The organism is Pseudomonas sp. EA_105y_Pfl2_R69, assembly GCF_963970915.1.
Classification (GTDB): Bacteria; Pseudomonadota; Gammaproteobacteria; order Pseudomonadales; family Pseudomonadaceae; genus Aquipseudomonas.
In genome coordinates this window covers 118,957-143,706 of record NZ_CAXAOO010000003.1, presented here as the reverse complement: position 1 = coordinate 143,706, position 24,750 = coordinate 118,957, and the positions used below count along the sequence as shown (strand labels likewise).

The 24,750-nt window shown below is 54.0% G+C and carries 21 protein-coding genes; 6 read left to right on the top strand and 15 right to left on the bottom strand.

Annotated features, from left to right (window positions below):
* Positions 1 to 28 precede the first annotated feature (28 nt).
* From AACY13_RS10000 to AACY13_RS09970, 6 genes are all read right to left on the bottom strand, one after another.
* Positions 29 to 316 carry a hypothetical protein gene (locus tag AACY13_RS10000; RefSeq protein WP_339461164.1) on the bottom strand — a complete coding sequence of 96 codons (288 nt, stop codon included), beginning with the start codon at positions 314 to 316 and terminating at the stop codon, positions 29 to 31.
* 247 nt (positions 317 to 563) lie between these two features.
* Positions 564 to 1,421, bottom strand: a complete 858-nt coding sequence (locus tag AACY13_RS09990; protein WP_339461163.1) for an HNH endonuclease — start codon at positions 1,419 to 1,421, stop codon at positions 564 to 566.
* A complete protein-coding gene (locus AACY13_RS09985; RefSeq protein WP_339461162.1) occupies positions 1,418 to 2,950 on the bottom strand; it encodes an AAA family ATPase in 1,533 nt (510 codons plus the stop codon). The genes AACY13_RS09990 and AACY13_RS09985 overlap by 4 nt, the downstream gene beginning before the upstream one ends.
* Before the next feature lie 288 nt (positions 2,951 to 3,238).
* Entirely contained in the window at positions 3,239 to 3,925 is a 687-nt protein-coding gene (locus tag AACY13_RS09980; RefSeq protein WP_339461160.1) for a hypothetical protein, read from the bottom strand.
* The gene (locus AACY13_RS09975) at positions 3,922 to 5,100 is read right to left on the bottom strand and encodes a hypothetical protein (RefSeq protein ID WP_339461158.1); all 1,179 of its coding nucleotides are present in this window, start codon (positions 5,098 to 5,100) and stop codon (positions 3,922 to 3,924) included. Before AACY13_RS09975 ends, AACY13_RS09980 begins: the two co-directional genes overlap by 4 nt.
* A gap of 1 nt (position 5,101) precedes the next feature.
* Positions 5,102 to 6,145: a hypothetical protein gene (locus AACY13_RS09970; RefSeq protein WP_339461156.1), complete on the bottom strand. Its 1,044-nt coding sequence runs from the start codon at positions 6,143 to 6,145 to the stop codon at positions 5,102 to 5,104.
* Between the two features lie 490 nt (positions 6,146 to 6,635).
* On the opposite strand from AACY13_RS09970, the gene AACY13_RS09965 reads away from it, so the two are divergent.
* The 6 genes from AACY13_RS09965 (at position 6,636) to AACY13_RS09940 (ending at position 11,210) form a co-directional block, all read left to right on the top strand.
* A complete protein-coding gene (locus AACY13_RS09965) occupies positions 6,636 to 6,965 on the top strand; it encodes a hypothetical protein (RefSeq protein WP_339461154.1) in 330 nt (109 codons plus the stop codon).
* Between the two features lie 93 nt (positions 6,966 to 7,058).
* Positions 7,059 to 8,027 (top strand): DUF932 domain-containing protein, encoded by a 969-nt coding sequence (locus tag AACY13_RS09960; RefSeq protein WP_339461153.1) that lies wholly within the window; start codon positions 7,059 to 7,061, stop codon positions 8,025 to 8,027.
* Between the two features lie 73 nt (positions 8,028 to 8,100).
* Positions 8,101 to 9,108 carry a YqaJ viral recombinase family nuclease gene (locus AACY13_RS09955; protein WP_339461151.1) on the top strand — a complete coding sequence of 336 codons (1,008 nt, stop codon included), beginning with the start codon at positions 8,101 to 8,103 and terminating at the stop codon, positions 9,106 to 9,108.
* 90 nt (positions 9,109 to 9,198) lie between these two features.
* Positions 9,199 to 10,095, top strand: coding sequence for a recombination directionality factor (locus AACY13_RS09950; protein ID WP_339461150.1), 897 nt, complete (start codon positions 9,199 to 9,201; stop codon positions 10,093 to 10,095).
* A 53-nt stretch (positions 10,096 to 10,148) separates the two neighbouring features.
* Positions 10,149 to 10,379 (top strand): hypothetical protein, encoded by a 231-nt coding sequence (locus AACY13_RS09945; RefSeq protein ID WP_339461148.1) that lies wholly within the window; start codon positions 10,149 to 10,151, stop codon positions 10,377 to 10,379.
* 45 nt (positions 10,380 to 10,424) lie between these two features.
* Positions 10,425 to 11,210 carry a hypothetical protein gene (locus tag AACY13_RS09940; RefSeq protein ID WP_339461146.1) on the top strand — a complete coding sequence of 262 codons (786 nt, stop codon included), beginning with the start codon at positions 10,425 to 10,427 and terminating at the stop codon, positions 11,208 to 11,210.
* Between the two features lie 70 nt (positions 11,211 to 11,280).
* On the opposite strand, the gene AACY13_RS09935 is transcribed toward AACY13_RS09940, so the two are convergent.
* The 9 genes from AACY13_RS09935 to AACY13_RS09895 form a co-directional block, all read right to left on the bottom strand.
* Complete coding sequence (locus tag AACY13_RS09935; RefSeq protein ID WP_339461145.1) at positions 11,281 to 11,532, bottom strand: hypothetical protein; 252 nt, start codon at positions 11,530 to 11,532, stop codon at positions 11,281 to 11,283.
* A gap of 427 nt (positions 11,533 to 11,959) precedes the next feature.
* Positions 11,960 to 15,436 carry a DEAD/DEAH box helicase family protein gene (locus AACY13_RS09930; protein ID WP_339461143.1) on the bottom strand — a complete coding sequence of 1,159 codons (3,477 nt, stop codon included), beginning with the start codon at positions 15,434 to 15,436 and terminating at the stop codon, positions 11,960 to 11,962.
* A 1-nt stretch (position 15,437) separates the two neighbouring features.
* A complete protein-coding gene (locus AACY13_RS09925) occupies positions 15,438 to 17,327 on the bottom strand; it encodes a DEAD/DEAH box helicase (RefSeq protein WP_339461142.1) in 1,890 nt (629 codons plus the stop codon).
* Between the two features lie 97 nt (positions 17,328 to 17,424).
* Entirely contained in the window at positions 17,425 to 18,609 is a 1,185-nt protein-coding gene (locus tag AACY13_RS09920) for a restriction endonuclease subunit S (protein WP_339461140.1), read from the bottom strand.
* On the bottom strand, positions 18,606 to 20,090 hold the full coding sequence (locus tag AACY13_RS09915) for a type I restriction-modification system subunit M (RefSeq protein ID WP_339461138.1): 1,485 nt from the start codon (positions 20,088 to 20,090) through the stop codon (positions 18,606 to 18,608). Before AACY13_RS09915 ends, AACY13_RS09920 begins: the two co-directional genes overlap by 4 nt.
* Positions 20,091 to 20,267: 177 nt before the next feature.
* Positions 20,268 to 22,418: an NERD domain-containing protein gene (locus AACY13_RS09910; protein WP_339461137.1), complete on the bottom strand. Its 2,151-nt coding sequence runs from the start codon at positions 22,416 to 22,418 to the stop codon at positions 20,268 to 20,270.
* 523 nt (positions 22,419 to 22,941) lie between these two features.
* Positions 22,942 to 23,211 carry a hypothetical protein gene (locus AACY13_RS09905; protein ID WP_339461135.1) on the bottom strand — a complete coding sequence of 90 codons (270 nt, stop codon included), beginning with the start codon at positions 23,209 to 23,211 and terminating at the stop codon, positions 22,942 to 22,944.
* 41 nt (positions 23,212 to 23,252) lie between these two features.
* Positions 23,253 to 23,867: a hypothetical protein gene (locus AACY13_RS09900; RefSeq protein ID WP_339461134.1), complete on the bottom strand. Its 615-nt coding sequence runs from the start codon at positions 23,865 to 23,867 to the stop codon at positions 23,253 to 23,255.
* A gap of 43 nt (positions 23,868 to 23,910) precedes the next feature.
* Positions 23,911 to 24,609: a hypothetical protein gene (locus tag AACY13_RS09895; protein WP_339461132.1), complete on the bottom strand. Its 699-nt coding sequence runs from the start codon at positions 24,607 to 24,609 to the stop codon at positions 23,911 to 23,913.
* Positions 24,610 to 24,750 lie beyond the last annotated feature (141 nt).

Sequence of the window (24,750 nt, the reverse complement as noted above, 5' to 3'; positions counted from 1 at the left end):
ATGCTGACAGCTGGAAAAAGGAAAGCATTTAGACTGATTTGAAAGATATGTGCCCGATCACCTCAGCCCCCACAGGCGCTTTAGTTATTTCTGAATCAATCATGACGAGCCCCTGATTACCTAGGGTATAAGTGACGTACCAAGCAAAACCACCGAAAGGCGAACCTGCAGTAAAGATGACCGACCAATCTTCACTCTCACCATGTATGCCGTCGGCCTCCTTTTTCGGCTCACCCTGAGATAGCTGGCTAGCTGGAATATGATGTTCGTGACCGTCCATCTCGAAAACGAGCTCACCTACTGGCTTAACGCGCATAGCACCTCCCATATCAAAGGGAGGGACTATAAACGAGCCGCTTAGCAGGCACTACTACGCTAAGCGCAAGCGTCCGATGATTGCCTGGTGGAGTGAGCATATTCAGGAAGCAGCAACCGGCAACCTACCAGTGTCGGCAATGACGGAAATCGGGACATGAAAGTCGATCTGATACGCTGATCAACGGGGCAGCTATCGGTCAGAGCAGAGACTCAAAGCGACTACCGAACCGGAGGAACGTCAATAGCTACAGGGGTAATCCACAAAAATTACTATCTTTTGCTAATGCTTGGTACATAACTTTCTTCCAATGATTAGGGAAGTATGATGCCGAGCTAGATACTGATGCCAGATAACTTGAAAACTCCTCAGCTGAAACGTTAGCTAAGTACCCACGGCGCAAATCAACAAGGCCACTTAGTTCATCTGCAGCCTGTATGCTGTAACGGGAACCAATGTTGAAATCCCTAAAATGATTTAACGCCCTGCTTTTTTCAATATCACTCCAATCATTGGGTGGCTCAGTGAAATATTCTAGGCTACACGGGCGTGTAGGATTTACTGTTGCAAACACCCATTGCTCTGAAAAAAACTTATCATCATCAAAATATGGATGAATAGCTTGCTCATCTTCTGCTGCTGCGAGGGCATTACTTTTCTCGGTATTGCAGTCCCTACAGCAAGGCACCAAGTTTTGTGGAAGAACTGCATACTGAGGGTAATTAGCTTTAGGTAGATAGTGATCTAGGCTTTTAGGTCTACCTATACCACCACAGAAAGGGCACTGCTCCTTAGCTGCCACTAAAATCAAATCATATAATCCTCTACCTGGCTGTCTATCGACCATGTAATACCCATACAACTTGACGAGCTCGCTTTTCCTTACACCCGAAATAACGATTGGATCTTCGCCTCTTGGGTGTATCAATGGGGGAATAGAATGAACACTACCGACTCTCGCCAGATTGATATAAGTTTCCGACACCTGCTCAATAAATCCTGAAATACTATTCAAGCGATCTTTCAAACTCAAATCTAAAACAGATGCCACACATAGGTTATATGACTGAATCGAGGTATATTCAGGCAAATTAAGACGTTTCATTCCCCGCCCTCTAAGTCGCGGCTAGAAATCATCGCTCTAACTATTGCCTGAGCTTCAAAACCCAACTGTCCACCGTACTCATGCAGCACTTGCTCGAATGATCCGCCGGCATCGACTGAAAGCTTGAGCATTTTGTGGAATCCCGACTTTCTAACCTCCAAACCAAAAACTTCACGTGTCAGTACACCAACATTCTCACCAAACGTTTGAACCTCAGGTCTTTCAGTTCCTATTACTAATCTGGATCTATTAACTTTCCATGAGCAAGAAGTTGGTATCTCTTGCAAGACAACAGGAGAGTGAGTGGCAATAATAGCCACTCCATTTCTATCGAGAAGAAGCTCACTTAACGCCCTTAAAAAAGCTGATAACAAAGGCGGGTGAAGATGACTTTCAGGCTCATCAATTACGACTAGAGTTTTCTCTTCTACAGTTGCCACGAGTTTCGTAATTGTCAAAAGTACTATCGCGTGCCCCGAACTCATCCTGGCAATCAGATCCATTGCCTTAGCGTTAAAATCTTGCCCTGACAAGACCATTAATCGAGACAATTCCATGTCAGCGAAATTCTCGTCAGATTCTAGATTCGCAATGGCACTTAGCCAGCGTGACTTTTTACCTGGCTGACTCATACAAAGGGCCAGACTTTTCAAGTACTCCCGATGAATTTCTGCTAAATTTTTAAGCTCGGAATTATTAACAGAAACTTTTTTCAAGCCTACATAGTAATAACATGTTCCCTTGGCCGGATCAGATTGCTCAGGAGGCGGCGTGAATGGATCAAAAGCGCTAAATGACACAGACACTAAGCTACTAAAGTAATCAGCACCTATCGGAACTTTCTCAAAAAAATCATCTTTAAAAAACCCCTCACCACTTCCCAGCCCTCCCGTTACCGCTTGAATCATTCCATTTAATATTGTTGTTTTTCCAACTCCATTTCTACCAATAAGAGCATGGATATTGGTACTCGGCTTGGACTCTGACTTCACATCGAAAGTAAGCTCTAGACCTGCTTGCTTATCAGTCGAAAGCCTTAAATACGAAAAAGAGAAGTTGGTTCTAATTACACCCCCCTCTAAAACTCTCTTAAACTGCTCCTTAATAGCGGTAAGACTAACCCCTCTTAGCAAAGAAGTGCTAAATACATCCTCCCCCATAGCGACCTCAAGATGCTTCTCACTCCACACAATGTCACACAGGGATTTTAAATATTCATCTTTTGTTTCTTTACTTTCAATTTTTACTAATTTTTCGTAGTACTCCAACTCCATACCAAGAGAGAAAAAATCTTCTGGCAAATTATTAAACGGCGAGTTTAATTTTGAGCGAGTTGATATAGACTTGACTTGACCTTTAAATCCAATTTTAACATTCCCTAAATCATGCCGACTGCCGCCTGCATCGAACAGCGTCACATAAAACATAGTGACGTACGAGTAATCATTCCAATTGTCGTACCTTAAAAAAACCGTGTTCGAAGCGGATAAAGGAATACTGTCATTGCGGTCTATTATTAAAAATTCCATTTTTATCTTATTTTACTCGCAGAGATAACTAACACTGAATTATCTAAAACCAGATATCCAACTATGAGGTGAGCACGCACTTTGCGCACCATCTGACTGACTACTTTTGGTCGACTACGTCCCGTCACGCCCGGCAACTATCGGCCAAAAGGGGGCACTAGAAAGCATAAACTGTCCCCTTTCTAGTTACTGGCAGTCAAGGGTGTAATGAGTGGGCCGGGGTGAACGCCCCCAAGCGCAGTGCCAGGCTAGGCCAAGCTCGTTCGACCTCTCGAAGCCTCTTCATATCTACCGGATCAAGAGACCTGTCAGCAGGTGCAAATGCTCCTCATCGTCCCAGGACACTGCAATTGAACCTGAGCGCGAGAGCTCAATCTGAACAGGTATTGAGTCGTACGTGTAGACGATTTTAATCTTGTCGATCAGGGCCGCGCGGCCACCCGTGATCTCCAACAACTTCGTCATCGCGTTCCCCGTCGACGCAATATCGACCCGGTAGCTGCTTTCGATATCAAACGTCACCGCTCCAGAAATGATCCGTTTAGCCATGACTCTCGTGAAGCGCTTGTCAGCCTTGAGCTGCTGATAGACTGCAGAGATGTCCGGCTTCACGATCTCCAGCGCGAAGCTCGTCCCGGTTGCAGCTCGGATGAGCTCCACGAACGGTTTCAAATCCTTCGGTGGCGAACCCATGCAGATCGAATACCGATCAGGCCCAAGCGTTTCGAACATCATGTCGAAGCTGATGAACGTCGAGTAACTCGATTCGACGGTTTCGCCTAGGGGGGTCGTGAACGACTGGGTGATATCCCGCTGCTCGTGGTACCGAAAGATGGCCTTGCCATCCTTGATCTCAATAGCCTCGACACCGACACGATTCTGATCGCTGAACGACTGCTGCCGAAGCCCATGCACCAGGGACTGAAAGTCAATGCGAGCGTTCAGAACCCAGAGTTTCAGCCGCTTTGACCTCATGTCGTCAGACTCCTTTCGATGTCATCTATCGTCTTCTGCGCCGCCACCTCCAAGCGGAGCTTAAGCTTCTGCTCAAACACCGGCTCGGCACGTACTAGGTTCTTTGTGTATTTCCCGTTGTTGTAGTTGTAGACACCTTTGACGATGTAGGAGAAATCGCAGCACTTGGCCTGGTTACCAAACTGAGCCTCGAATTGAACGATCTCTGACCCTGTGAGTTTTTCGCGGGCTGTCCATCGAATCTTCCACAGGTAAAAACCGTGGCCCTCAAGCTCCAAGAGCTGCTTGGACTCCAAGACACCCTTTCCCTTCAGGGATGCCTTGTCGATGCGGATGATCTTGTGAATCCTGGCTTCTGGCTGCGGCCTCGCCAGTTCGGCTTCAGGGTCACCATCCACCTCTTCCTCACCCTCATCTTCTGACTCAACCTCAATCGAATCCTCGATCACCAGCGCATCGTCGCTGAGATCCAAGTCATCATCTTCTCGATCTTTAGGGTTGAACGTGGAGACGTCGACCACATCGACCACCTCCATGTCCTTGAGATTGCGGATCAAACTGCGAAGAAAATTCGTCCTGATGCTCGCATCAGGGATTGCCTCCAGGGAGATGGTTCGGGTCGCCACGTCCTGATCGGTTATGATCTCGATCTGGGAATACAGCTGATCGGTGATGTCCTTGAACTTCTCGTTCATGGGGCCAGTGATCTTCCAACCACTGCCCTGCTTCTCAAGAATCACCTCCGCCGTCTTCTCAACCACTTGGCGGAACTCTGCCTGACTCAGATCGAGCTTCTGGTATTTGACGGTGAGCTTGAGCTGATCACCGTGGACGGCCACCTCAGCCTGCTCGTGCTGGTCATCCACCAGCCAATCCTTGACGGAGGTGAGAGCGTCGGTCAGCTGCTCTTTAGTCACCGCTGTCGTGACGACCACGTTGGTGGTTTTCTCGCGACTGTCACGGCCACCGACCAGGAGCGACAGATTCCGATAGTCGTAGTAGTCATGGAACAGGGCACTGAATCGATTGGCCAGGAATTTTTTGTCCGATTCATTGGAGATCACGATACCTCTGGAGAGGAAGACCTTCCTGAGCTCAGCGCTCGTCAGGCTTCGCTGTGTAAGCGCATCGTAGATTGCTTTGTCGGATGCAAAGTACAAACTACCCATTCTCATGTCAGTCTCGCTCCCATCCGATCGCTTCGGGCTTATAGTTCGGAACCGCGTGATTCACGATTTCCAGTTCGATCGCCTGCAGTTTCCGTTTGCGGTTTTCGTCTTCGCCCCACTCGGTCACATAGCTGTTAATGGCCGCATTGAAGTTGCTGATGATGCTGCTGTGATGGTGGCGATTGGCAACCCTGATTCGGATCTTCAAGTTCTTGTTCGCGTTAAGGATCTGGAACCTGGACAGCGCGTCAAAGAGGTACCTGAATTCGATCTCGGTGCTGCCATCGCGGCGATAATAGATCAGATAGCCTTCGCTATACGTTTCGGCCAGCTCCTTGGCTTTCTCGCAGTACGAGATCACTTCTTTGTGGTGAATGATCATATACGGCGAGGCGATGAGCTCTGCAGTGGCCGCACGATCCCAGTATTCACCACTAGCCTTGTGCAAGATGAGGTCAGGGTAATAGAAGGTGTAATTATCCTTCGGGAATTTCCCTTCAGCCCTTAGGGTGTTCACATCAAGCTGCAGCGTCTTCAGGTAATTGATCAATGAAGGCTCGACGATATGAACCTGCTGAGAATCTTTGATGTGCAGATTCTCGCCCTTGTAATCTTTGAAGTGATCGTAGAAATTCTTGTCGTACTCGTCATCGTGGTTATAGACGAACAACATCCCACGAATTTCATACTTCTCACGCTTTGCCAAATGGTAACGCGTCTGCCATTCCGGCGAAGCACGGGCACAGTCGATGGTCTTGCCCAGGGACTTCAGGGCTTTCTTGATAGAGTCCAGAGTGATGGAGCCAACCGCATAGCTCTTCAAATCGGTATGAAGGTAGATGGCTTTGTTCAGGTAAGGGTCTGCGTACTTGAACACCACGTCCGTCGGGTGCGTGTGCTCAGACTTCTTCAAGGGCGCGTGTGTTTCCTTCTTCACACAGGCGAAGTTGAGGTTGGCAGGCCCCTCTTTTTTCCATCGGAAGAAGTTGAAGATGTCGTTTGAAACGAGCTCCGCGAGCCTCGCAATTTTTTCGGTTTCGCCGCCTGACATGGTCGTTCCTGTCACGAAATGAATTCGCAGGAACGGTACGGCAAGGAGATATTGGCCCGAGCCGTAGAGGTGCGTCCTGCTGTGAATATGGCTTCATGCCAGCACAAAGTACCGTAAATCTCCGTGCCCGGCCATCAGGTGATGGGAGATCACCCGTGCATCACGTGCTGCGGTGGAGAAGAGCCCGAAAGGTCCATGCAGCCTTCACTTATCGCCTTAACCAGACCACCGAAGGCAGTAAAAACTTCCGCGATCACGTCGTAAAGGAGCTAAGCAACGTCCCGTCGGTGCTGCGCTGGCAACTCAAGGATGCCAACCGCTCCACCGCGGTGTCACCCGCTACGTCAGCCAGCAGGAACGGCTAATTGAATCGCTTCTGGCCGATGTCGGCTCTTCAAAGCTTCTGTAGCGCACAAGAACCCTCATTCGATTCGAAGAAATCTCAGCCATACATCACAGCAATGACATCACAACTAAGAAGGCTCGACCCATGTCATTGCACTGCCCTCGCTGTCATTCCCCCAAAGTTGCTTCCTTCCATCACGCCATGAAAGTTGGCGCAGCCATCGGCACCGCAGGCGGTGTTGCACGCGGAGTAAGTGCAGCACTAGCAGGCGGCCAAGCAGGTGCACTCATCGGCACCATCGCTGGACCTTTCGGCATCACGCTTGGCTATGTATCTGGTGCCATCCTCGGTGGCCTGGCCGGCGGGGTTGGTGGCTGTGCGATCGGCGCGCAACTGGGCGACACGCTCGACCGCCACGTCCTGGCACACAACCTCTGCCTGCTCTGCGGTCACCGCTTCAACCTACCGGCCTGATCTGGCCTAACCGCTTATCTATCCATATCTCCCGGACGGTGCTGCGCAACGCGCAGTGCTTTATGCCGACCTGCACCCAAAGGAATCTCAACCATGGCTCATCTCATCGAACAAATGGCCTACGTCGGCGCTACCCCGTGGCACGGTCTGGGCAATAACCTTCCAAAGAAACAGCCCATCGAAATCTGGCAACGTGAAGCAGGTATGGACTGGCAGATCCAGGAAAGCCCTGTGCATTTCAAGTCGGATGCTATTGGCCATCTTGGTGCGATCCATTCCTTTCCCGAACAAAAAGTGCTGTTCCGCTCGGACACCAAGGCCCCGCTGTCGGTAGTTTCCCAGCGTTATCACACCGTGCAGCCACGTGAGGTGCTGGAGTTCTATCGAGATCTCACCGAGGTTTCCGGCTACGAGCTGGAGACTGCAGGTGTGCTCAAGGGTGGCCGTAAGTTCTGGGCGCTGGCACGCACCGGGCAAGGCACGTCGATCAAAGGGAATGACCAGGTGAATGGCTACTTGCTGCTGGCCACATCCTGTGACGGCACGCTGGCCACCACGGCAACGCCAACCACCGTTCGCGTGGTGTGTAACAACACCCTGACAATCGCCCTGGACGGCACCAGCCGCGCCATCAAGGTGCCGCACAACACGCGCTTCAATTCCCAGGCAGTGAAGAAGCAGCTGGGTATCGCCGTCTCGCAATGGGATGACTTTATGTACCGCATGCGCCACCTGGCTGAACGCAAGGTGCAGTGGCATGAGGCGATGGGCTTTTTTATGAACGTCATGTGCGACGTCAATCCGAACAGCCAATTACCCGAGCAACTGCCCAACGAGCGCGCCCTGCGCAAAGTGCAGGAGCTTTACGAAGGTCGTGGCCGTGGCAGTCAGCTGGAGTCGGCGCGCGGTACTGCATGGGGTCTGCTCAACGCGGTCACGGAGTATGTCGATCACGAACGCCGTGCACGCAGCACTGAATACCGCTTGGACTCGGCTTGGTTTGGCCAAGGCGCACAGATCAAGCAGCGCGCACTGGATGCAGCACTCACGCTTGCAGCTTAGCCCTCACTCCACTCAATGACGCCCGGTCAGCCTTGTGCTGGTCGGGCGTTTTTATGTCTGCAAGGAACTCATCATGAAGACTCAACCGAACACCAGCAGCAGCACCAGCAAGCCACGTCCAGCACTGCGTCTGATCAGCACCAAGGAATTGCCCCGTGAGGATTGGCTAGCTGTACGTAAGCAGGGAATCGGCAGCTCGGATGCCGGCGCTGCAGTAGGCCTCAATCCGTACAAGTCACAGCTGGAATTGTGGATGGAAAAAACCGGCCGCGACACCTCGCTACCCAAGGCCGACCCGCACGATGAAGAAAGCCCGATGTACTGGGGTAATGTGCTGGAACCGGTCGTGGCCTGGCATTACAGCAAACGCACGAAGAACAAGGTGCGACGCATCAACGCCGTGCTGCAGCACCCTGATCCTGAACTGCCGTGGATGCTTGCCAACATCGACCGCGAAGTGATCGGCGCTGACGATGTGCAGATTCTCGAATGCAAGACCGCCGGCATAAACGGGGCACGTCTCTGGAAAGAGGGCGTGCCGGAGTATGTGCAGTTACAGGTGATGCACCAGCTCGCCGTCACCGGCAAGCAGGCTGCAGATGTGGCTGTATTGTTGGGTGGCCAGGCGCTGGAGATTCACCGCATCGAACGTGACGAGCAGATGATTGCCCGCCTGATCGAACTAGAACGTAAGTTCTGGCACTACGTGGAAACCGATACACCACCGCCGGCCGACGGATCTGCTTCAGCGGACATGGCGCTGCGCTGTTTGTACCCGGAAGACAATGGCCAGACGCTGGACCTCAGCAAACATGCTGGATTAACCGCTGCTTACATCGAGCTGAAGGTGGTGCGTCAATCGATTGCCGAGAAAGAAACCCGTGAGGCCCAGCTCAAGCAGATGCTGCAGCAGGCCATGGGTGATGCCACCCGCGCGGAGTTCAGTCACGGCTTTATCAGCTGGAAGAAAGCCAAGGGCAGCAACTTGCTCGATGTTGAAACCATGCTGAAGGATAAGCCCTACCTGCAGGTTCGCTACACCAAGCTGCGGGAAGGCAGCCGACGTTTCCTGATCGGCTGACGCCCCCAATCTCAACCATTCCCTCCCTTGGCCAGTCCATGCAGTTAACGCTGCGTGGCTGGCCTTTTTTTCGTTTGCAGGAGAACCACCATGCTCAAAGGTCTCGCTATAACCCCGCCGGTTCTCGGACGGATTTCTATCGGCAAGGTCATCGAAAAGAACGGCAAACGCCTGCCGGAAAAGGATGATCAGTTCACCATCACCTCCCAGGTGCAAGGCAAGGACGGCTGGCTGCTGCACCCGCTCAATGATGAGCTGCGTAAAAACCAGGAGGACAAACTACGCAGCATCCCGGTACGCCTGCTATTCAACGAACCAGAGCTGAACTTTCGCGCCGACTACACGCTGTTTGATCGGCAGTCTGGGCGACCGTTGTGCGTGGGCAACGGCGAAACCTGCAAGCGTGTTACCCAGGACGGTATGCAGTCACTGCCTTGCCCTTCGCCGGATGAATGTCCATTGGCCAAGGGTGGTGCCTGCAAGCCCTATGGTCGGCTGAATGTGCTGATCGGTGATGATGATCCGTTAGGCAGCTTCGTGTTCCGCACCACCGGTTTCAACAGCATCCGCACCCTGGCCGCACGCCTGCATTACTTCCAGGCCATATCGGGCAATCGGCTGGCGTGCCTGCCGCTGGAGTTACGCCTGCGCGGTAAGTCCACCCGGCAAAGCCATGGCACGCCGATCTTCTACGCAGATCTGACGGTGCGCAGCGGTATGGACATGGCCGAGGCACTGCTGACCGCCAACGAACAGGACGCACAACTGCAGGCAGCCGGTTTCGATCAGGTTGCGCTGGATGAGGCCGCCCGCCGTGGTTTCGGCAACGGTGCGTTCGAGGACAGCGAAGAAGATAGCGGTGTGGTGATCGAGGAGTTCTTTTCCAACCCGGATACAGCATCCATCAACACCCAAGGCGAAGCCCCACTACCAAACCCCAATTCACTGGCCGGCAAGCTGGAAGTGCTCGCCTCATCAGCCAGCTGACCACTACCCCCGATTGAGCCTATCGGCCAGTCGGGCTCTTTCGGAGAACCGTCATGGTCTTGCTTCGATTTCTTCTGTGCCTGTTCATCTTCATCGGCGCACTGGCTGCGGCTGGAGCACTGGTTCTGAGCATTCTGCTGATGCTGCGTTTTCCGCCGTTGCTGATCGCCGTAGTCCTGGCGTGCTGGATCTTGAACCGTCTGCTCAAACTGCTGCACACGCTCCGATCAAATCCCCCGCATCAAATTCCGCGTCGCAACGAAGAAGCTAAAGATCGTCTATAAAAGTAGATACCGCGCTCATCCCCTAGAACCTAACTGGAAATCAGCATGAAACATATAGCTGTTGCTATAGCACTTATGGCTGCGGCAAATGCCGCCAACGCCATAACACCTTACCAAGGAAGTGGGATCTTCTTTCCGGATGAGACCAGCCCAAAAGGGCTTCCTCAGGCAATTCCGTGCACGATCAAACCTAACTTCACGGGAAAAGAATCCCTCATTTGTATCTGGCTGGGCACTGCCCGTCATGTCGATATATTTGACAGCACGACGCAACAAAGCGTCCGGTATACCAACCAGATCCCAGGTGCCTGTCGGCGCGGGGTTTGCCGCGTATCCAATGGCGAGGTAGGCAACTGGCCTATGGAAATCCCATTCTTGTTATCTATCTGGTACTACATTGGGGAAAGCACTGACGGCAGGGCTGTCGCATACCTTGATAAAACTGGCCCAGCTTTCGGCGGCAAAGCTGTTACTTATGCCGAGGCGGGAAATAAACTACATGAGTTCTATCTGAACGCAGGGCTCCCTGACCAGTACATTGCTCAGGAAATGGACAACCGCTACCACGGTGGCTTTGCGCAATGGAAGAAGGACGTATCTGCGACGGTCGGCACTCCGCCCAAAATCAACGGAGATATAAAAGAAGCATGGTGCAACCCGCGAATGGATGACGACTGTTCTATCAATGGCAAAAAGGTCCCCGTGGCTGAACTGGGCAAGTATCTGCCAGCGTTAGATCCCAGCGAGGTCGAAGCCGACGGAGGAACATGCGAATATCCGATTTGCTACGACGCGAACTATAAACCGGTCGGTATTCGCGAGGGTCACTGAGATAACCATGCTCATAGAGACGCTTCGTCTTCCCTATGAGCAACTATTTTTGGGGTCGTAACAGGCGACGTCACCTAGCTGAGCTGAACAACTCCGCCCCTACATCCCTTTTCAACAACTCATACACCACCATCAAGAACACACCCCGCGTCGACTCATCGCTGAGTAGTTTGGTCGCCATGCTGGTGTGGCTGCTCATCGCCCCGGCAATGGCCTGAATCGCGCGTGCGGGTAGGTCTGCTTTCATCGCCTGTTCCATGGTGTTGTTCTGTACCTGGGCCATCAGCACATTATTGACGCGGAGCTTCTCGGACACATGCACGGCTAAGGCCACCTGGTTGGTGTCAGTCCTGCAGGGTGGTTAGGAAGTCGCATCCTAGCCACCCGGCTTGACGCGGTATCTAGGCTTTTTGGAAACGCACTTTTGCCCGCAGCTTTGGCTTGTGCGCTACTTGGATAGCTACTGAAGCAAGCCTTAAAACCAAGTGCCTATCTGTTTGGCCACTAACGTTCAGACCGAGTCCAATGTGAAAGCTCACATTGGACTCGGTCCTTTATTTTTTGCATGAATACCCAGCACCGTCAGCTAGTAGCACTACAGACCGCTGCTTGGTTTGTCTGACCGGCTCATGGACGTTTGAGCAGCTCCGCGACTTAGGGGGTGACTTGAGGGGGCGATTCAGAATCGCACCGTGCAGAAAGCTCAACATAAAAATAATAAACAGCCTGGAAGTGTGCCTTGCTCACCATCACGCAGCCGCACTGCGTTTGATAGCGGCGATCACCGCAACAATCGCGTTGGCATCAGCGTCGCCAAACGCACCGTCCAATCCTTCGTGGTGCAGCGCAGTAAACGGCGGCTCGTAGAGTTGCCCGGCCTCCATCACGCCCTGCCGGGTGAGGCGTTCGATGATCATTTCAACAAAGCGGATTTGCTGGCTGCTGTAGCGGTTCTCGTCGAGGAATTGGCCGAAAGCCTCTTTGGCAGCGTTGCGGTCCAAGCCTACCAATGAGCGGATCAGCAAGGTCAGCGGCTGGTCAGCGCCATAGCACTGCTCGAACTGTTCGCGGCTCTGTACCGGCTCCGACTCGTAGACAAAATGCTCCAGCTCGCTCAGGTCGCTCGGAGTCAGCGGTCGGTTGAATTTGAGCTTAGCGATGGCCACATGGTTCTCGTTGGCGCGGATATAGGCTTCGACCTTTTTCCGGTACTGCTCCAGGTTGATACCGGTGTTGAAGTCTTTCAGATTGACCACCGTCGGCTCACCAATCTCATCGCTCAGCACGCTGTACACCGGGTTACTTGGGCGGCGCTCGATAAACTTGATCAGCTCGCGCATTTTCCGGCGCAGTTGCTCAAGCATCGGCAAACGGATGTCCTGCCAGTATTCATCGGTTTGCACGTCCTGCAGTAACGCCAGCTCGGCATGCACCGCCGGAATGCTCTCCATCACCTCCAACTGGCTGGCCAGCTCGACCACCTTGTCGCGATAGGTGATGAAGTCGCTGGTCGAACGCAACAACGCCAGTTGCAGGTTCAAGCAGACCAGATCAAACAGCTTGGCGGTGATGTGCTCAGCCGCGCGCTCACTCGGCAAGCCGGCGACGTGGCTACGCAGATCGCCCAGCGCCGCCTCATCCAGTGCATTCCACACGTCACGCTCGGCAAAGCGGCTCACGTGTTCAAGCTCGGTACGTACGATGAAGTTGTCCTGGTTCATCGCTGCGACTTCGTCGTGCAACTCGTTTGTTATTTCCGTGCGCATCTCGACAAAGGCATCGTACTGACCGCTGGTTTCCGCCAGCACCCCAGGCTCGCGAACGTTCTTCGAGGCCAACAACGCCAGCAGATCCAACCGCGCCTTGAACAAGCGTTTGCCCAGCGGCTCGGCCACGCCACCCAATGCGCCCTTGGGGTTTTCGTTGAAGTATTCGAAGTTGGCGCAGAAATCGAAGATGGCGAACTCACGCTTGTCCTCGCCTGGCGCAAACAAGTTCGGGCACAGCCGCGTGCCACGGCCGATCATCTGCAGGAACTTCACCTTCGAGCGCACCGCTTTGAAGAACACCAGATTCAGCACCTGCGGCACGTCGATGCCGGTGTCGAGCATGTCCACTGAAATGGCGATCTGCGGCAGCTTGTTGAGCTTGCTGCTGAAGTCATCGATCAGGGTCTGCGCATAGCTCACGGCATGGGTGATAACCCGCGCAAACTCACCATTAAAGTGCGGGTAGTGATGATTAAAGCGTCGGGCGATAAATTCGGCGTGCTTTTGATTCACCGCAAAAATAATGGTCTTGCCGAGTTTGTCGCCGCCCTCTACCTTCAGGCCATTCTGCATCAAGTGTTTGAGCATCAGGTCGACGGTTGGCTCGTTGAACAGTTGCTTGTTGACCTCAGACGCCAGCACCTCGGTGGGCGCATCACCCTCGGCGCTGTAGTCGCCCCAATCCAGCGACTCCCAGTGCTCTTTTTCATCATCGCTGAGCTGGTCGTAACGGATGCCTTCGCGAACAAACTTGATCGGCACCGAATACGCCGTCGGTGGCACCAGATAGCCATCTTCCACCGCCTCATTCAGGCCGTAGGCATCAGTCGGCACACCGGTTTCCAGGCCAAACAGGTGATAAGTGTCGCGATCTACTTCGTCACGTGGAGTGGCGGTCAGGCCGACCAGATAACTGTCGAAGTAACGGAAGATCGCGCCGTACTTCTGGTATACGCTGCGGTGCGCCTCGTCGATCACGATCAAGTCAAAGTGGCCAACGCCGTACTTACGACGGTCGCCTTCCATCTGCTCAATCAAGCCCATCATGGTCGGGTAGGTACACAGGTACACCCGGCCCTGGCCGTTCTTGTCGGTCACCAAGTTGACTGGGCTGGAGTCCGGCAAATGCTTTTTGAATTCGCCGGTTGCCTGATTAACCAAGGCCACCCGATCAGCCAAAAACAGCACACGCTTAACCCAGTTGCCGCGCATCAATAGCTCAATTAGGGCAATCGACATCCGCGTTTTGCCGGTGCCGGTGGCCATGGTCAGCAAACCCGCGCGGCGGCCCTGACTGAGGGATTCAGTCATCGCCCGAATCGCCCGGTGCTGATAAGTGCGCTCAACAATCTCGCTATTGATCGGCAGCTCGTTCAGCTTGTTTTGCAGGCTGCGCCGCTGAATCGCCAACTCAAGCTCATCGCGGGTATAAAAACCCTGTACTTCGCGTGGCGGCGCACGGCGGTCGTCCCACAGCCAGGTGTGGTTGCCATTCGTGTAAAAAATCAGCGGTCGCTGGCCCTTCTCGGCCTCTAGGCAATCGGCGTACAACTTGGCTTGTTGCTGCCCCACGTCTGGGTCTTTCAGGCTGCGTTTGGCTTCCACCACCGCCAGCGGTTTGCCGTTGGCACCCCACAGCACGTAATCGACAAAACCCTCGCCCTGCGCGTTGGGCATACCGCTGACCGGCACTTCGGCGTCGGCGTTTTTGCCCAGCTCCCAACCGGCCTCACGCAGCAGCACGTCGATAAACAAACGGCGGGTGTCGGCCTCGTCGTAATCATGGCTGTCCGGCACGGCGATATTGGCGGCCTTGGCTTGGGCCAGCGCCGCACGGGTGGCAACCAGCTCAGCATCCAGCTTGGCCAGCAGCGCTTCACGCTCGCTTAAGCTTGCGGCCTGCTCAGCAATCGCCGCCTCGCGGGCTTCAAGGGTGCCGTGCTGGGCGACAATCTGTTGCTGGAACTTGGCTTCCTGTTTCTTCAGCTCTTCACGGGTAAAGGCCGCCGCATCGCTAACGCTGACCAGTTTCGGCACGCACTGTTCGTCGAACGCCGCGTCGATACTCTTCGGGTCGCTGGCGCGGGTGTAGGTTCGCGCCAGCCAGAACAACAGATGAAACAGCTCGCGCACCAGCTTCATCGCATCGCTGGAGCTAATCGGCTGATTGGCGTGCACCGCTTGGTTGCCAAATTTCTGAATCAGCCGCGCCTTCTGATGGATCTGCGGCGGCAGCAGGCGCACGAACTCAATCTGAGTCAGTAGCAGGTTAAGGCCATTGTCGTAAGGCATGCGCAGGTCGCGGTCATGCTCGTACAACCAATGCACCGCTTGTTCCAGGGCATGGCGGGTGCGCATGCAGCATGCACGCGGGTCGGAGTACACCAACTGTTCCGCGCCCTTGGCCGGCTCAGATAGGGTTTTGAATTCGGGGATAAGAAATTCAAAGTTGCTCATATCAACCGACTGCCTTCTGTGAGTCCATTTCGTCCAGGTGCTGACGCACGTTACCGATTGAGTCCTGAATCCTGCGGGTAAAGCTGGAAGGCTCGCGATAGGTCATTACCAGCCGATCAATCGCGCGAGTCATGGCCACGTACAGCAAGCGCGCCTCGTCGGCTTCGTCTTCACCTTTCTTCGGCATTTCACCCAGGTTGGGGATCAGCACCAGACCGAACTCCAAGCCCTTACTCGAATGCATGCTGACGATCTTGACCGCATCCTCGCTGCCATACAACGTGCCACGGCCTTTGGCCGACTGGCCCGAGGCAAAGGCGATGCCGGCCTCGCTCAAGGCCCGCTCAATACGTTGGGCCTGGGCGGTGCTGCGGTAGATCACCGCCATGTCATCCAAAGCACGGCCCTGGCCTTGTTCGTCACGAATGCGTTCAACGATGCAGTTGTGTTCCTGCCAATCCGACTCACAGCGCAGCAGCTCCGGGAAAGCGCCACGCCGGCCGGCGCTTTGTGGTGCAACGATGGGAACGCCATCCTCGGCGGCATCGCGGGCGGTCAGCAGCTCGATGGCAAAGGCCCGCGCCACCGACAACACCTCCACGGTATTGCGGTAATTCAAACGCAGAATGGTAGTGCGGCCCTGGGCCTGCACGCCGACACTGGCGAAGCTGAAATCCAGCGAGCTTTTACCGCCCTTGCCGCGATAGATCGACTGCGCATCGTCGTAGAGCACCAGCAGTGAATTGCTCTCGGGGTCGATCATCTGCACCACCAGCTTGAACCACTCGGGCTGGAAGTCATGGCCCTCGTCGATCAGTACCGCCGCGTATTGGGCGCGGGGGATTTGCCCACGGTCGACGCCATCGATGGTGTTCTCCACCATCTGCGCCATCTTGGCGTTGATCGACAACTTTTGATCTGGGCGGTCAACGTTAAAGGCGGTGAGCATGTCCGAGCACCAAGCGTGGAAATTGCGTACCACCACCTTTTCGCTCAGGCCACGCTCGGCCAGCACTTGTTGCAGGCGCCCGGCCAAGGATTTGTTGTAGCACAGCACTAACACCGGTTTGCTCGACACCTGCGCTAGGTGGGCACAGCGATAGCCGAGGATCATGGTTTTGCCGCTGCCAGCCGCGCCGTGAATCACCCGATGCCCCTCGCCCAGCGAACGCGCCAGTTGCTCCTGCTGCAAGTCCATGACCTTGATCAGGCTTGGCAGCGGCGCGTCCTGTTCGGCGAACAAACCGAACTGCCCCGGCAGCACATTTACCCGCACCTCGGGGTACAGGTGATAACGCACGCGGTCGATCTGCGGCAGGCTCAAGTGGCACGGGAAAACATGGTGAAACATGTCCCACAGCCGCTGCTGGAAGGCTTCGGCGTCTACCGTCTCGGTCATTTCATCCTGAAACAGCACCTGCTGCGGGTTCAGCACCTCGGCCAGGTCAGTGCCCTCGAACTGTTTGCGGGTGATCGCGGTCATTACCACGCCCCAGCCAAACGGCATGATCAGGTTGCCGGCACGTGGCGAGCCGACGGGCTGTTTTAACGCTGGGTCCTTCTGCAGCATCATCACGACTTCCATGGCGTAGGCCCGCGCCTGCATCATCGGGTTCTTCTGGGTTTTCAGCAGGCCATCGGCAAAGATCTTCGCCTGGCCTCTATCCATGCTCTGGATGGTGTCCAGCTTCCAGTCCTTGACCTCCAGCACCAGCACCCCGCGCAGCGGATGCATCAGCACAAAATCCGGCTGCAAGGCCTTTGGCCCCACCGGGATATTGAACCAGCACAGATAGTCGTCTTCGAGCTTCTTATCCAAACGGTCGGCCAGCCGGCGTTCGCCAGGGGTGTCGAAGCGGCAGGTGGTGCGAGTGGGGAAGAATTGAGCCATGTGAATCGCCTGTTCCTTGGCGTGCCGGGGGCACTGGTTATGACCGATTTTGTAGGGTGGATCGGTGAAGCGTGATCCACCCTACTTGCTTGCTGGGCTAGCCGTGAATATCAAAAACTTGCGCGCTAAGCGCACCAAAAAGGTTTTCGATATTGTTCAGGCTTTCCTGACAACGCCTTTTAATACGTTCAACTTCATCAGTGATCGTAATGAACCGATCCTGAAGTTCAATGGGCGGACAAGGGAACTCAAGAGAGTCCAATACGCCAGTGTTCATATGTGTAAACGTACCATCTGCCCCCGTCTTCAAGCGACCAACCCGCCCTTTGCAATAAAGCATCAGCGAAACAAAATACAAAGGTCGCAAATGGTCGTTTAGCCTGAGCCGGATCAGATTGGTACTGATAATTGCCGGTTTGCCGTTCATGCGTGCCACACACATTTTCCCGACAGTTCCTGCGCGTGAAATAACGATGTCTCCATCGCGAACAGAATACATGCCAAGGTCAGAATATTTATCCTCGGTTATCCACATCCGAAACGGTAAAACCATTCGACCGTCTAGGCTGATGTTGTCCATGTTCCAAACCGGCACACCATTATCGACAAATTCTTCTTTTTTAAGAGCGCTTCCGAATGGACCACACTTTGTTCCATCGCGCGGGCTGACGTAGAACTCCGATAATTTTCTTATCGGAAAACCCTTGGGATTTAGAAGCGGGTCGCCGAACATTTCCAGAAACACGGATTGCAGCAGTTGATCGAGCTTGGCGATGGCTTCGCGGCGCTTGGCGCGCAGCGCGTCGGCCTTGTCCAGAATCGCCGCGATACGGCGTTGTTCGGGGAGTGGCGGGAGCGGCATCTCAACTTCAGAGAAGCGTGATTTGTTGATTATCGGCAGTGTTGTAGCTGGGGCAATCCCCTCCAGATAGGGCCTGAGAGTCTTGCAGAAGTGATATCCATATCGTGGCTCAACCAACGACTCATCAAACACCAGCGCATTGATCTGCTGGTTGGTACAAACCTCAACCCCAGCTATTCCAACCTTTCCAAGTGTGCCGATACATGACACAAGCACACTTCCTTTCGGTAGTCGGTTGACTTCGCCAGCTCCTTCGGTAGTCAGTTGCGTCTTGGTAGCGACAATAGGGGCTTCGCCATCAAGGTCTCCGGGAGTCACAAATGGAATATGGCCGCCAAAAAACAACTCATTGGCTGTAGATGGAGTTTTTCCCGTTACGACTCTTGCCACCTCAGAAAAACGCTTCATTACAGGGGTCACGAAAGCATCCCCTCCAACTCATCCATCCCCCGCATAATCTCCGCCTCCAGCGCCTTTAACTCGGCCAGAATTTTCTGCGGTGCTTCGTGCTGCACCTGCTCGTACACCACCTGCTTGTAGCGGTTGATCGACAGGTCGTAGTCGTTGCCGACAATCTCGGCCTTGGGCACCAGAAAGCTTTGTTCGGTGCGGTCCAGGCCGGCAGTGGTGCTGCGGTTGTGCCAGCGTTTGATGATATCGGGCAGGTTGTTGGTTTCGTGCTTGCTGGCGTCCAGCTCGTTGCGCTTGTCGTCCAGCGAGTAGCCGTCGGCCTGCATGTTGTAGAACCAAACGTGGTCGGTGCCGCCGGAGTTGGTTTTGGTAAACAGCAAAATAGCGGTGGATACCCCGGCATAGGGGCGAAACACACCGGAGGGCATGGAGACGATGCCGTCCAGCTTGTGCTCTTCCACCAGCATTTGCCGTAGCGCTTTGTGCGCCTTGCTGGAGCCGAACAGCACGCCGTCAGGGACGATCACCGCCGCGCGGCCGCCGGCCTTCATCAGGCGCAGAAACAGGGCGAGAAACAGCAGCTCGGTCTTTTTGGTTTTAACGATTTGCTGCAAGTCTTTGGCGCAGGCCTCGTAATCCAGGCTGCCGGCAAACGGCGGGTTGGCCAGAATCAAACTGAATTGCCCCTCCACACCGGCATGGCCTTCGCTGAGCGAGTCGCGATTTTCAATCGCCGGGTTTTCCACGCCGTGCAGCAGCATATTCATCGAACCGACACGCAGCATGGTGCTGTCGAAGTCGAAGCCGTGAAAGGTGTCGTGGTTAAAGCGCTTGGCGCTGACCGCATCCTGATACAGCTCATGGCTGTGGTGGGTGTTGAGGTATTCAGCAGCCGTCACGAGAAAGCCAGCGGTGCCGCAAGCTGGATCGCAAATGGTGTCCGATGGCTTGGGCGCCATCATCTCGACCATCAGTTTGATGATGTGCCGTGGCGTGCGGAACTGACCGTTCTGCCCGGCACTGGCGATCTTACCAAGCATGTATTCGTAGAGGTCGCCCTTGGTGTCGCGATCTTCCATGGGGATGGCGTCGAGCATGTCCACCACCTTGGCCAGCAGCGCCGGGTTGGGAATGGTGAAACGCGCATCCTTCATGTGCGCGGCGTAGGTGGACTGGCCATCCTCACCGCCGAGGGTTTTGATAAAGGGGAACACCTTGTCGGCAATCAGCGCGTACAGACTGGCCGGATCACCCAACGCCTTGAACGCGGCCCAACGCAAATGCGCCTGGTAGGGACTGAATATCGGCTTTTCAATCGGCTGCCCAGTGCGCGCGGCCTTGCGCTCTTTAACCGTCTGCAACTCGTCGAGGCGCTTGATAAACAACAGGTAGGTCATCTGTTCGATGACCTCCATGGGGTTGGAAATACCGCCGCTCCAGAACGCGTTCCAGATCTGGTCAACTTGGGATTTGATAGCGCCTGTAATCACTGTGTATGACTGCCTGAATTAAATAATGGGTGTATTGCCCGGCTGCGATGAGCTGAGGGCAATAGGCCAAGCCGATAACGCCGGCCTGACAAGGTGTGCGCAGTGTAACCAATAGCCAGTATGACTGGTCAGGTATGCCGTACTTTGGCGGGGGCTGCTGGACACAGTCGTGTACTGCTAACAGATGCCATGCCAAAGCTGGTCGGACTCGACGACCTTAACGAAACGCTCGGCTGAAAACCCATCAGGGAACAATGAGCTTTGATCATCCTCATCAAGCTGGTCTAACGACCGGAGAAGATGCTGCTCATCACGCAGAATGACCTCAAGCGCTTCACGGGATACCACCCTGAAGCCATCGATTGTCTGCCCATCGAGCTCAATAGATGTATCGACGATCCAAGCACGCATATCCGTTTCAGGCTCTAGGCCCTGATAGCCCAATCTGGCGCGCAGCTCTTGATCAGTCATTAGTGCACTGGCCACTGCAACCTGCTTGCGCCGCAACTGCCAGGCAGCTTTACGCAAGGTGTTGGTTCGATGGAGCCAGACCTCATGGGATGAAGAGCGGATATACCCCGACTTGACCTCCAGAAGCAGCACTACGCCATCCTGGTGGCAGATCAGATCCACCTCACCGGCATCGTCCTCTTCGGTAGCCAATGGCCGATAGCCCACTTCAACAGCAAAGCCACGCTGCCTAAGGCTCTCGGCTAGCGCGAGTTCTACCCGCTGGGTTTCAGCCTGCATATCGGCCCGACGCGCATTCACGCGCCGCAGGTTATTGATGGCTGCCGTCAGGTTGTTTTGCTGGGCGCCAACCCAAGGAAACTGAAAGCTGTAGCGGCCTATTTTGTAGAAAGGCTGCTCGTATATGCGCGGCGCAGGCGTGCGTGGCTGCTGCCTCAATTGCTGTGATAGCGCCTTGAGGTCGCTGGTCCAGAACGTGAGGATTGCCTTGGCTGAATCGGCGCTGCCTTTCGGGTATTCGTCGCAAACAGTCCAGCCTGTGATCTTGCGGATCTTTTCTTGCTCTTCGGACCAGGTCATGGGGAACCGGTTTTCACCGGACAGCATGCCATTCATAGCTAAGCGCCCTAGTGCCTGGGCAAGCACACCCGATTCGCGCAGATGACTCTGGAATGGCTGGATAAACTCTTTCTGAAAGAAAACCGAAGTCAACTCGCTGGCCAGCAAGACGTGGTGAAGATGAACCTGGGAGCCATCATTGAGCAATACGTGCTCATCCAGGCCGTATATCTGTTGTAACTGCAACTTGCTGCGAACCGCCTTTATATAGGCCAACTGGTTTAGCTCATGATTCTCAGGTAAGCCGATGATTTGTTCAGCCATGCCGGAGTCGATAAATGCTTGCACGGCACGGTTCATCCAATAGTGCCAAAGCAGATCGCTCTTACGCCCGGTTCGCTGCCACCGTTCTGTTCCCGCCTCCGACTGGTTATAGATAACCGGTTCACCGGGTTTCAGCTGGTAACGACACTCAGGGTCGAAGCAGAACCAGTCGATTGAGCCTTCGTAGTCGATCCGTTCTTGGGTTGCCCCAATAAGAACGGCTAACGATTCGAGGTTTTGACGACATGCCACCACCTCAGAATTACTGGATTCAGGAAAGATAATTGGTGATAGGTGACGTTTCAGCGATTGCCCGAGCCGTGACTCGCTCAGACGGAAATCTTCTTCCGGGCAAATCCGGAGCTTGTTCAAGATAATGCGGTTGTAGACCTTCCACTGCTGTCCAGAATGGTCATTCGAGCCATCTTCGGACAATGCCTGATAGGCCAGTACGCTGAGGTAGGAAAACAGCTCAAGCAGGGATAAATGCTTGAGTTGTTTTTCAGCACTGGCAATCAGCTCATCAAAGGGCTTGAGCTGATCAAGCAAGCGATCACAGACACCAAAGAAAACTTGCCACTCATCCCCGGCGAGCGCCGCACGCAGCGCAAGCCAGAGAGGCGATTGGGTACGTTCAAACAGCTTCGCGTAGCGAATCGCCCATCTGAGGGTTTCCGGGTTATGCCTAGCGAGGTGCAACAGTAGCTCGATACTGACTGCACTATCGAAATGCAGCACCCTGCTAAGGGCCAGGCTGGCGAGCTCCGAACTGGCCACTGCCTCAACATCGAGCCAGCACTCTGCCGAAGCCAGACCAGCCGCTCGGTCAATGGCAGATAGGTTCTTACCTGCGGGGCGTTGATCAAGGAAATGATGCAGGCATTCATCAAGAGCACGGCCCTTGCTGAGTTCTGGCTGATTCCGTTCATATACCGACTGGTAATGCTGTCGGCATCGTTCTCCTTTTTCTGTCACCCCAGAATCCCTTCAGTCATAGATTCCTGGGTGGAGCCTAAACCATCGGTAGGCCAGGACTCTACAGACGCCTCGCTAGGGCTCAGCACAGTCTGCCGACCGTAGTTCGCACTCAGCCACCCACTCCCTTAGAAGGCAGTCCCGTTCCTGCAGGGAATAGTTAGCTGCAAAGTTATGAAAGAAATGCCGTATATGGGAATAGGCCAGCATCCGCTGAACTCTACCAGGCCGTGGGTGGGGCACTTGTAAGCACATTGCCCGCTCAAGAGGCGCAGCAACTTTTGCTACACGCATAAAGAAGAGATCGTCCTGCCCGATAAGCAGCGCCAGGACACGATTCAAGTCACTCTCCCCCCCACTCTCTTGCGGTTCGAAGTATCGCCTGAGTATTTGCTCAATTTCCTTGAGCCGCGTTTGCTGGGCATGCATAGCACTTCACCGCACCTGTATTGATATTCGTCTTAGTAATGGCGGTCAGGCTCCGCAACGCGCAGCTTATTTTCACGATAAGCGGCAAGACCATTCACCACGGTTTCAAAAAGGCTGGCATTTTACGACCGCCAAAGGGGGTTGAATCACCCGGGTATTCCGGCACCTCCATTTCCAAATAGAGGCGGGTCGATATATCCAGCAATAACTCAATATCGGCCTCACAAGCATCGCCTGGTAGCTGACCAGCCAAGAAAGCACCGCTGAATCGATCACAAATGGCTTCAACATCCAAAGCCGTGTCAAAACCTTCACCAAGAAGTCTTCGTGCAGCCTGCTGAATTTCATCGCTGATGAGTGCCATAGCTTCTCTCCATGCGCGATGAGCTAAACCGCCACCGCCGCTCACTCATTGAACAACATGGCTGTCATGAATGTAGGATCGAAATCGCCATCAGCCGGCTCATTGGCCATTTGCATTAGGCTAATGGCCAGCAGCTTGTAGGCTGCCCATAGGCTTTCAAGGTTATCCAATAGCGTTTCGATCGATCTGGCCTCCATAGCCGATGCTTTTTTCTTGTCTGTCAGATCTCTCAAATTATCGAAAAAAACTTCCCCAGTTAGCACGTGTTCTAGACTCGCGCATAGAACCGGCATTTCCTCATACGCCAGACGGCATTGCTCACGTTGCTCCTTGATATACGCTTGAAAACCGCCCTCATCTAGATCTGCATACTCACGCGTCAAGGCTTGAGGTACGTCTGCCAATGACTTGATCTGGTGTCCTTGATAGTCGCGCTTGATCATCGATACGAAGTAATCGTCCTCATCCTCAACAGACAACCAGCCAGCGTCCACGTTGAACTGCCGAGCGTCGGCAACCTTCTCTTTCAGTACACGCATATCTGCAACCAAGTCGGTTCCTGCGAATAGCTTCGACAACACCTCATGCTGTAGGTCAAAGAGCTGCCGCCGCCTCTCGTAGGCACTAGCAATGGACATTGCTTGGCTGAGACTCATCAATTGTTACTCCCTTAATTAATACGCAAACTGAAACGTTGCCTCAGGCTTGATTTCCTGGGTAAGCCAAGACTTCCGCCGTGACCGTTTTTGCTCGCTGCCCCTTACCTTTGGGCTGCACTACAAACTGAATAGAGTCTTTCAGTGCTACCGGTCGCGCGCGACTGTCGTTACCAATAATGAAGTCAGCGGCGAAAGGCTGCAGTGCCTCACCTAAACGCTCAATCAGAGTTTCTTTACAAGCCAGGTCATCGTCATCCAGATCAATCATTCGACCGAGGATGGAGCAATCAATCATTGCACCTACGAGCCAGTCACTTTCGCTGCTATAGCCAGCACACCACCGTAGATTAGTTTCCTGCAAGAAAGCCTCTAGCGTCGCCGTATGCTTGCCCACGAAGCATGAGCCCAGCATCACACCCGTTATATTGCAGCTCTGCGAGTACTCACCCACCGCATACAGTACCTCCCCCACATCCACGCCTCCCACCTTCCGGTTAAGCCCGTGAGCAGCCACATAGACCAAGGTGTTCCCATCGCGGGGGGTACAAAGGAAACTCAGCGCCTTACCCAAGCTGGCCTTGTCATAAAAGTTGGCGTGGTAAACCTCCACGTCCCCGGCAAACTTAGCGATGCCCTCAACAAATGGCAGAACGCTGGAACGATTGGAGTCAGTTGCATCGAGATGCCAGGGACACTCCAAAACCAAAATAGCGCGACTCGATTTATGCACTCGTTTCATGTGTCACTTCTTACCTTCAACGGTAGGTTCCAGTGTCTACGTACAGCGTAGATCGTCCGCTTATGAGCCAATTTCGATAGGCCATAAAAACTGTTCTTTTCGCAAGCAGCCGCTCTAGGAAGACTGGAGGTTGACTGGATG

Bases quoted from the DNA above. Each gene is read 5' to 3' on its own strand.
- AACY13_RS09960 (WP_339461153.1), top strand. From the start codon at position 7,059: ATGGCTCATCTCATCGAACAAATGGCCTACGTCGGCGCTACCCCGTGG.
- AACY13_RS09980 (WP_339461160.1), bottom strand. From the start codon at position 3,925: ATGAGGTCAAAGCGGCTGAAACTCTGGGTTCTGAACGCTCGCATTGAC.
- AACY13_RS09955 (WP_339461151.1), top strand. From the start codon at position 8,101: ATGAAGACTCAACCGAACACCAGCAGCAGCACCAGCAAGCCACGTCCA.
- AACY13_RS09985 (WP_339461162.1), bottom strand. From the start codon at position 2,950: ATGGAATTTTTAATAATAGACCGCAATGACAGTATTCCTTTATCCGCT.
- AACY13_RS09895 (WP_339461132.1), bottom strand. From the start codon at position 24,609: ATGAAACGAGTGCATAAATCGAGTCGCGCTATTTTGGTTTTGGAGTGT.
- AACY13_RS09945 (WP_339461148.1), top strand. From the start codon at position 10,149: ATGGTCTTGCTTCGATTTCTTCTGTGCCTGTTCATCTTCATCGGCGCA.
- AACY13_RS09930 (WP_339461143.1), bottom strand. From the start codon at position 15,436: ATGAGCAACTTTGAATTTCTTATCCCCGAATTCAAAACCCTATCTGAG.
- AACY13_RS09975 (WP_339461158.1), bottom strand. From the start codon at position 5,100: ATGAGAATGGGTAGTTTGTACTTTGCATCCGACAAAGCAATCTACGAT.
- AACY13_RS09905 (WP_339461135.1), bottom strand. From the start codon at position 23,211: ATGGCACTCATCAGCGATGAAATTCAGCAGGCTGCACGAAGACTTCTT.
- AACY13_RS09950 (WP_339461150.1), top strand. From the start codon at position 9,199: ATGCTCAAAGGTCTCGCTATAACCCCGCCGGTTCTCGGACGGATTTCT.
- AACY13_RS09925 (WP_339461142.1), bottom strand. From the start codon at position 17,327: ATGGCTCAATTCTTCCCCACTCGCACCACCTGCCGCTTCGACACCCCT.
- AACY13_RS09990 (WP_339461163.1), bottom strand. From the start codon at position 1,421: ATGAAACGTCTTAATTTGCCTGAATATACCTCGATTCAGTCATATAAC.
- AACY13_RS09940 (WP_339461146.1), top strand. From the start codon at position 10,425: ATGAAACATATAGCTGTTGCTATAGCACTTATGGCTGCGGCAAATGCC.
- AACY13_RS10000 (WP_339461164.1), bottom strand. From the start codon at position 316: ATGCGCGTTAAGCCAGTAGGTGAGCTCGTTTTCGAGATGGACGGTCAC.
- AACY13_RS09965 (WP_339461154.1), top strand. From the start codon at position 6,636: ATGTCATTGCACTGCCCTCGCTGTCATTCCCCCAAAGTTGCTTCCTTC.
- AACY13_RS09900 (WP_339461134.1), bottom strand. From the start codon at position 23,867: ATGAGTCTCAGCCAAGCAATGTCCATTGCTAGTGCCTACGAGAGGCGG.
- AACY13_RS09970 (WP_339461156.1), bottom strand. From the start codon at position 6,145: ATGTCAGGCGGCGAAACCGAAAAAATTGCGAGGCTCGCGGAGCTCGTT.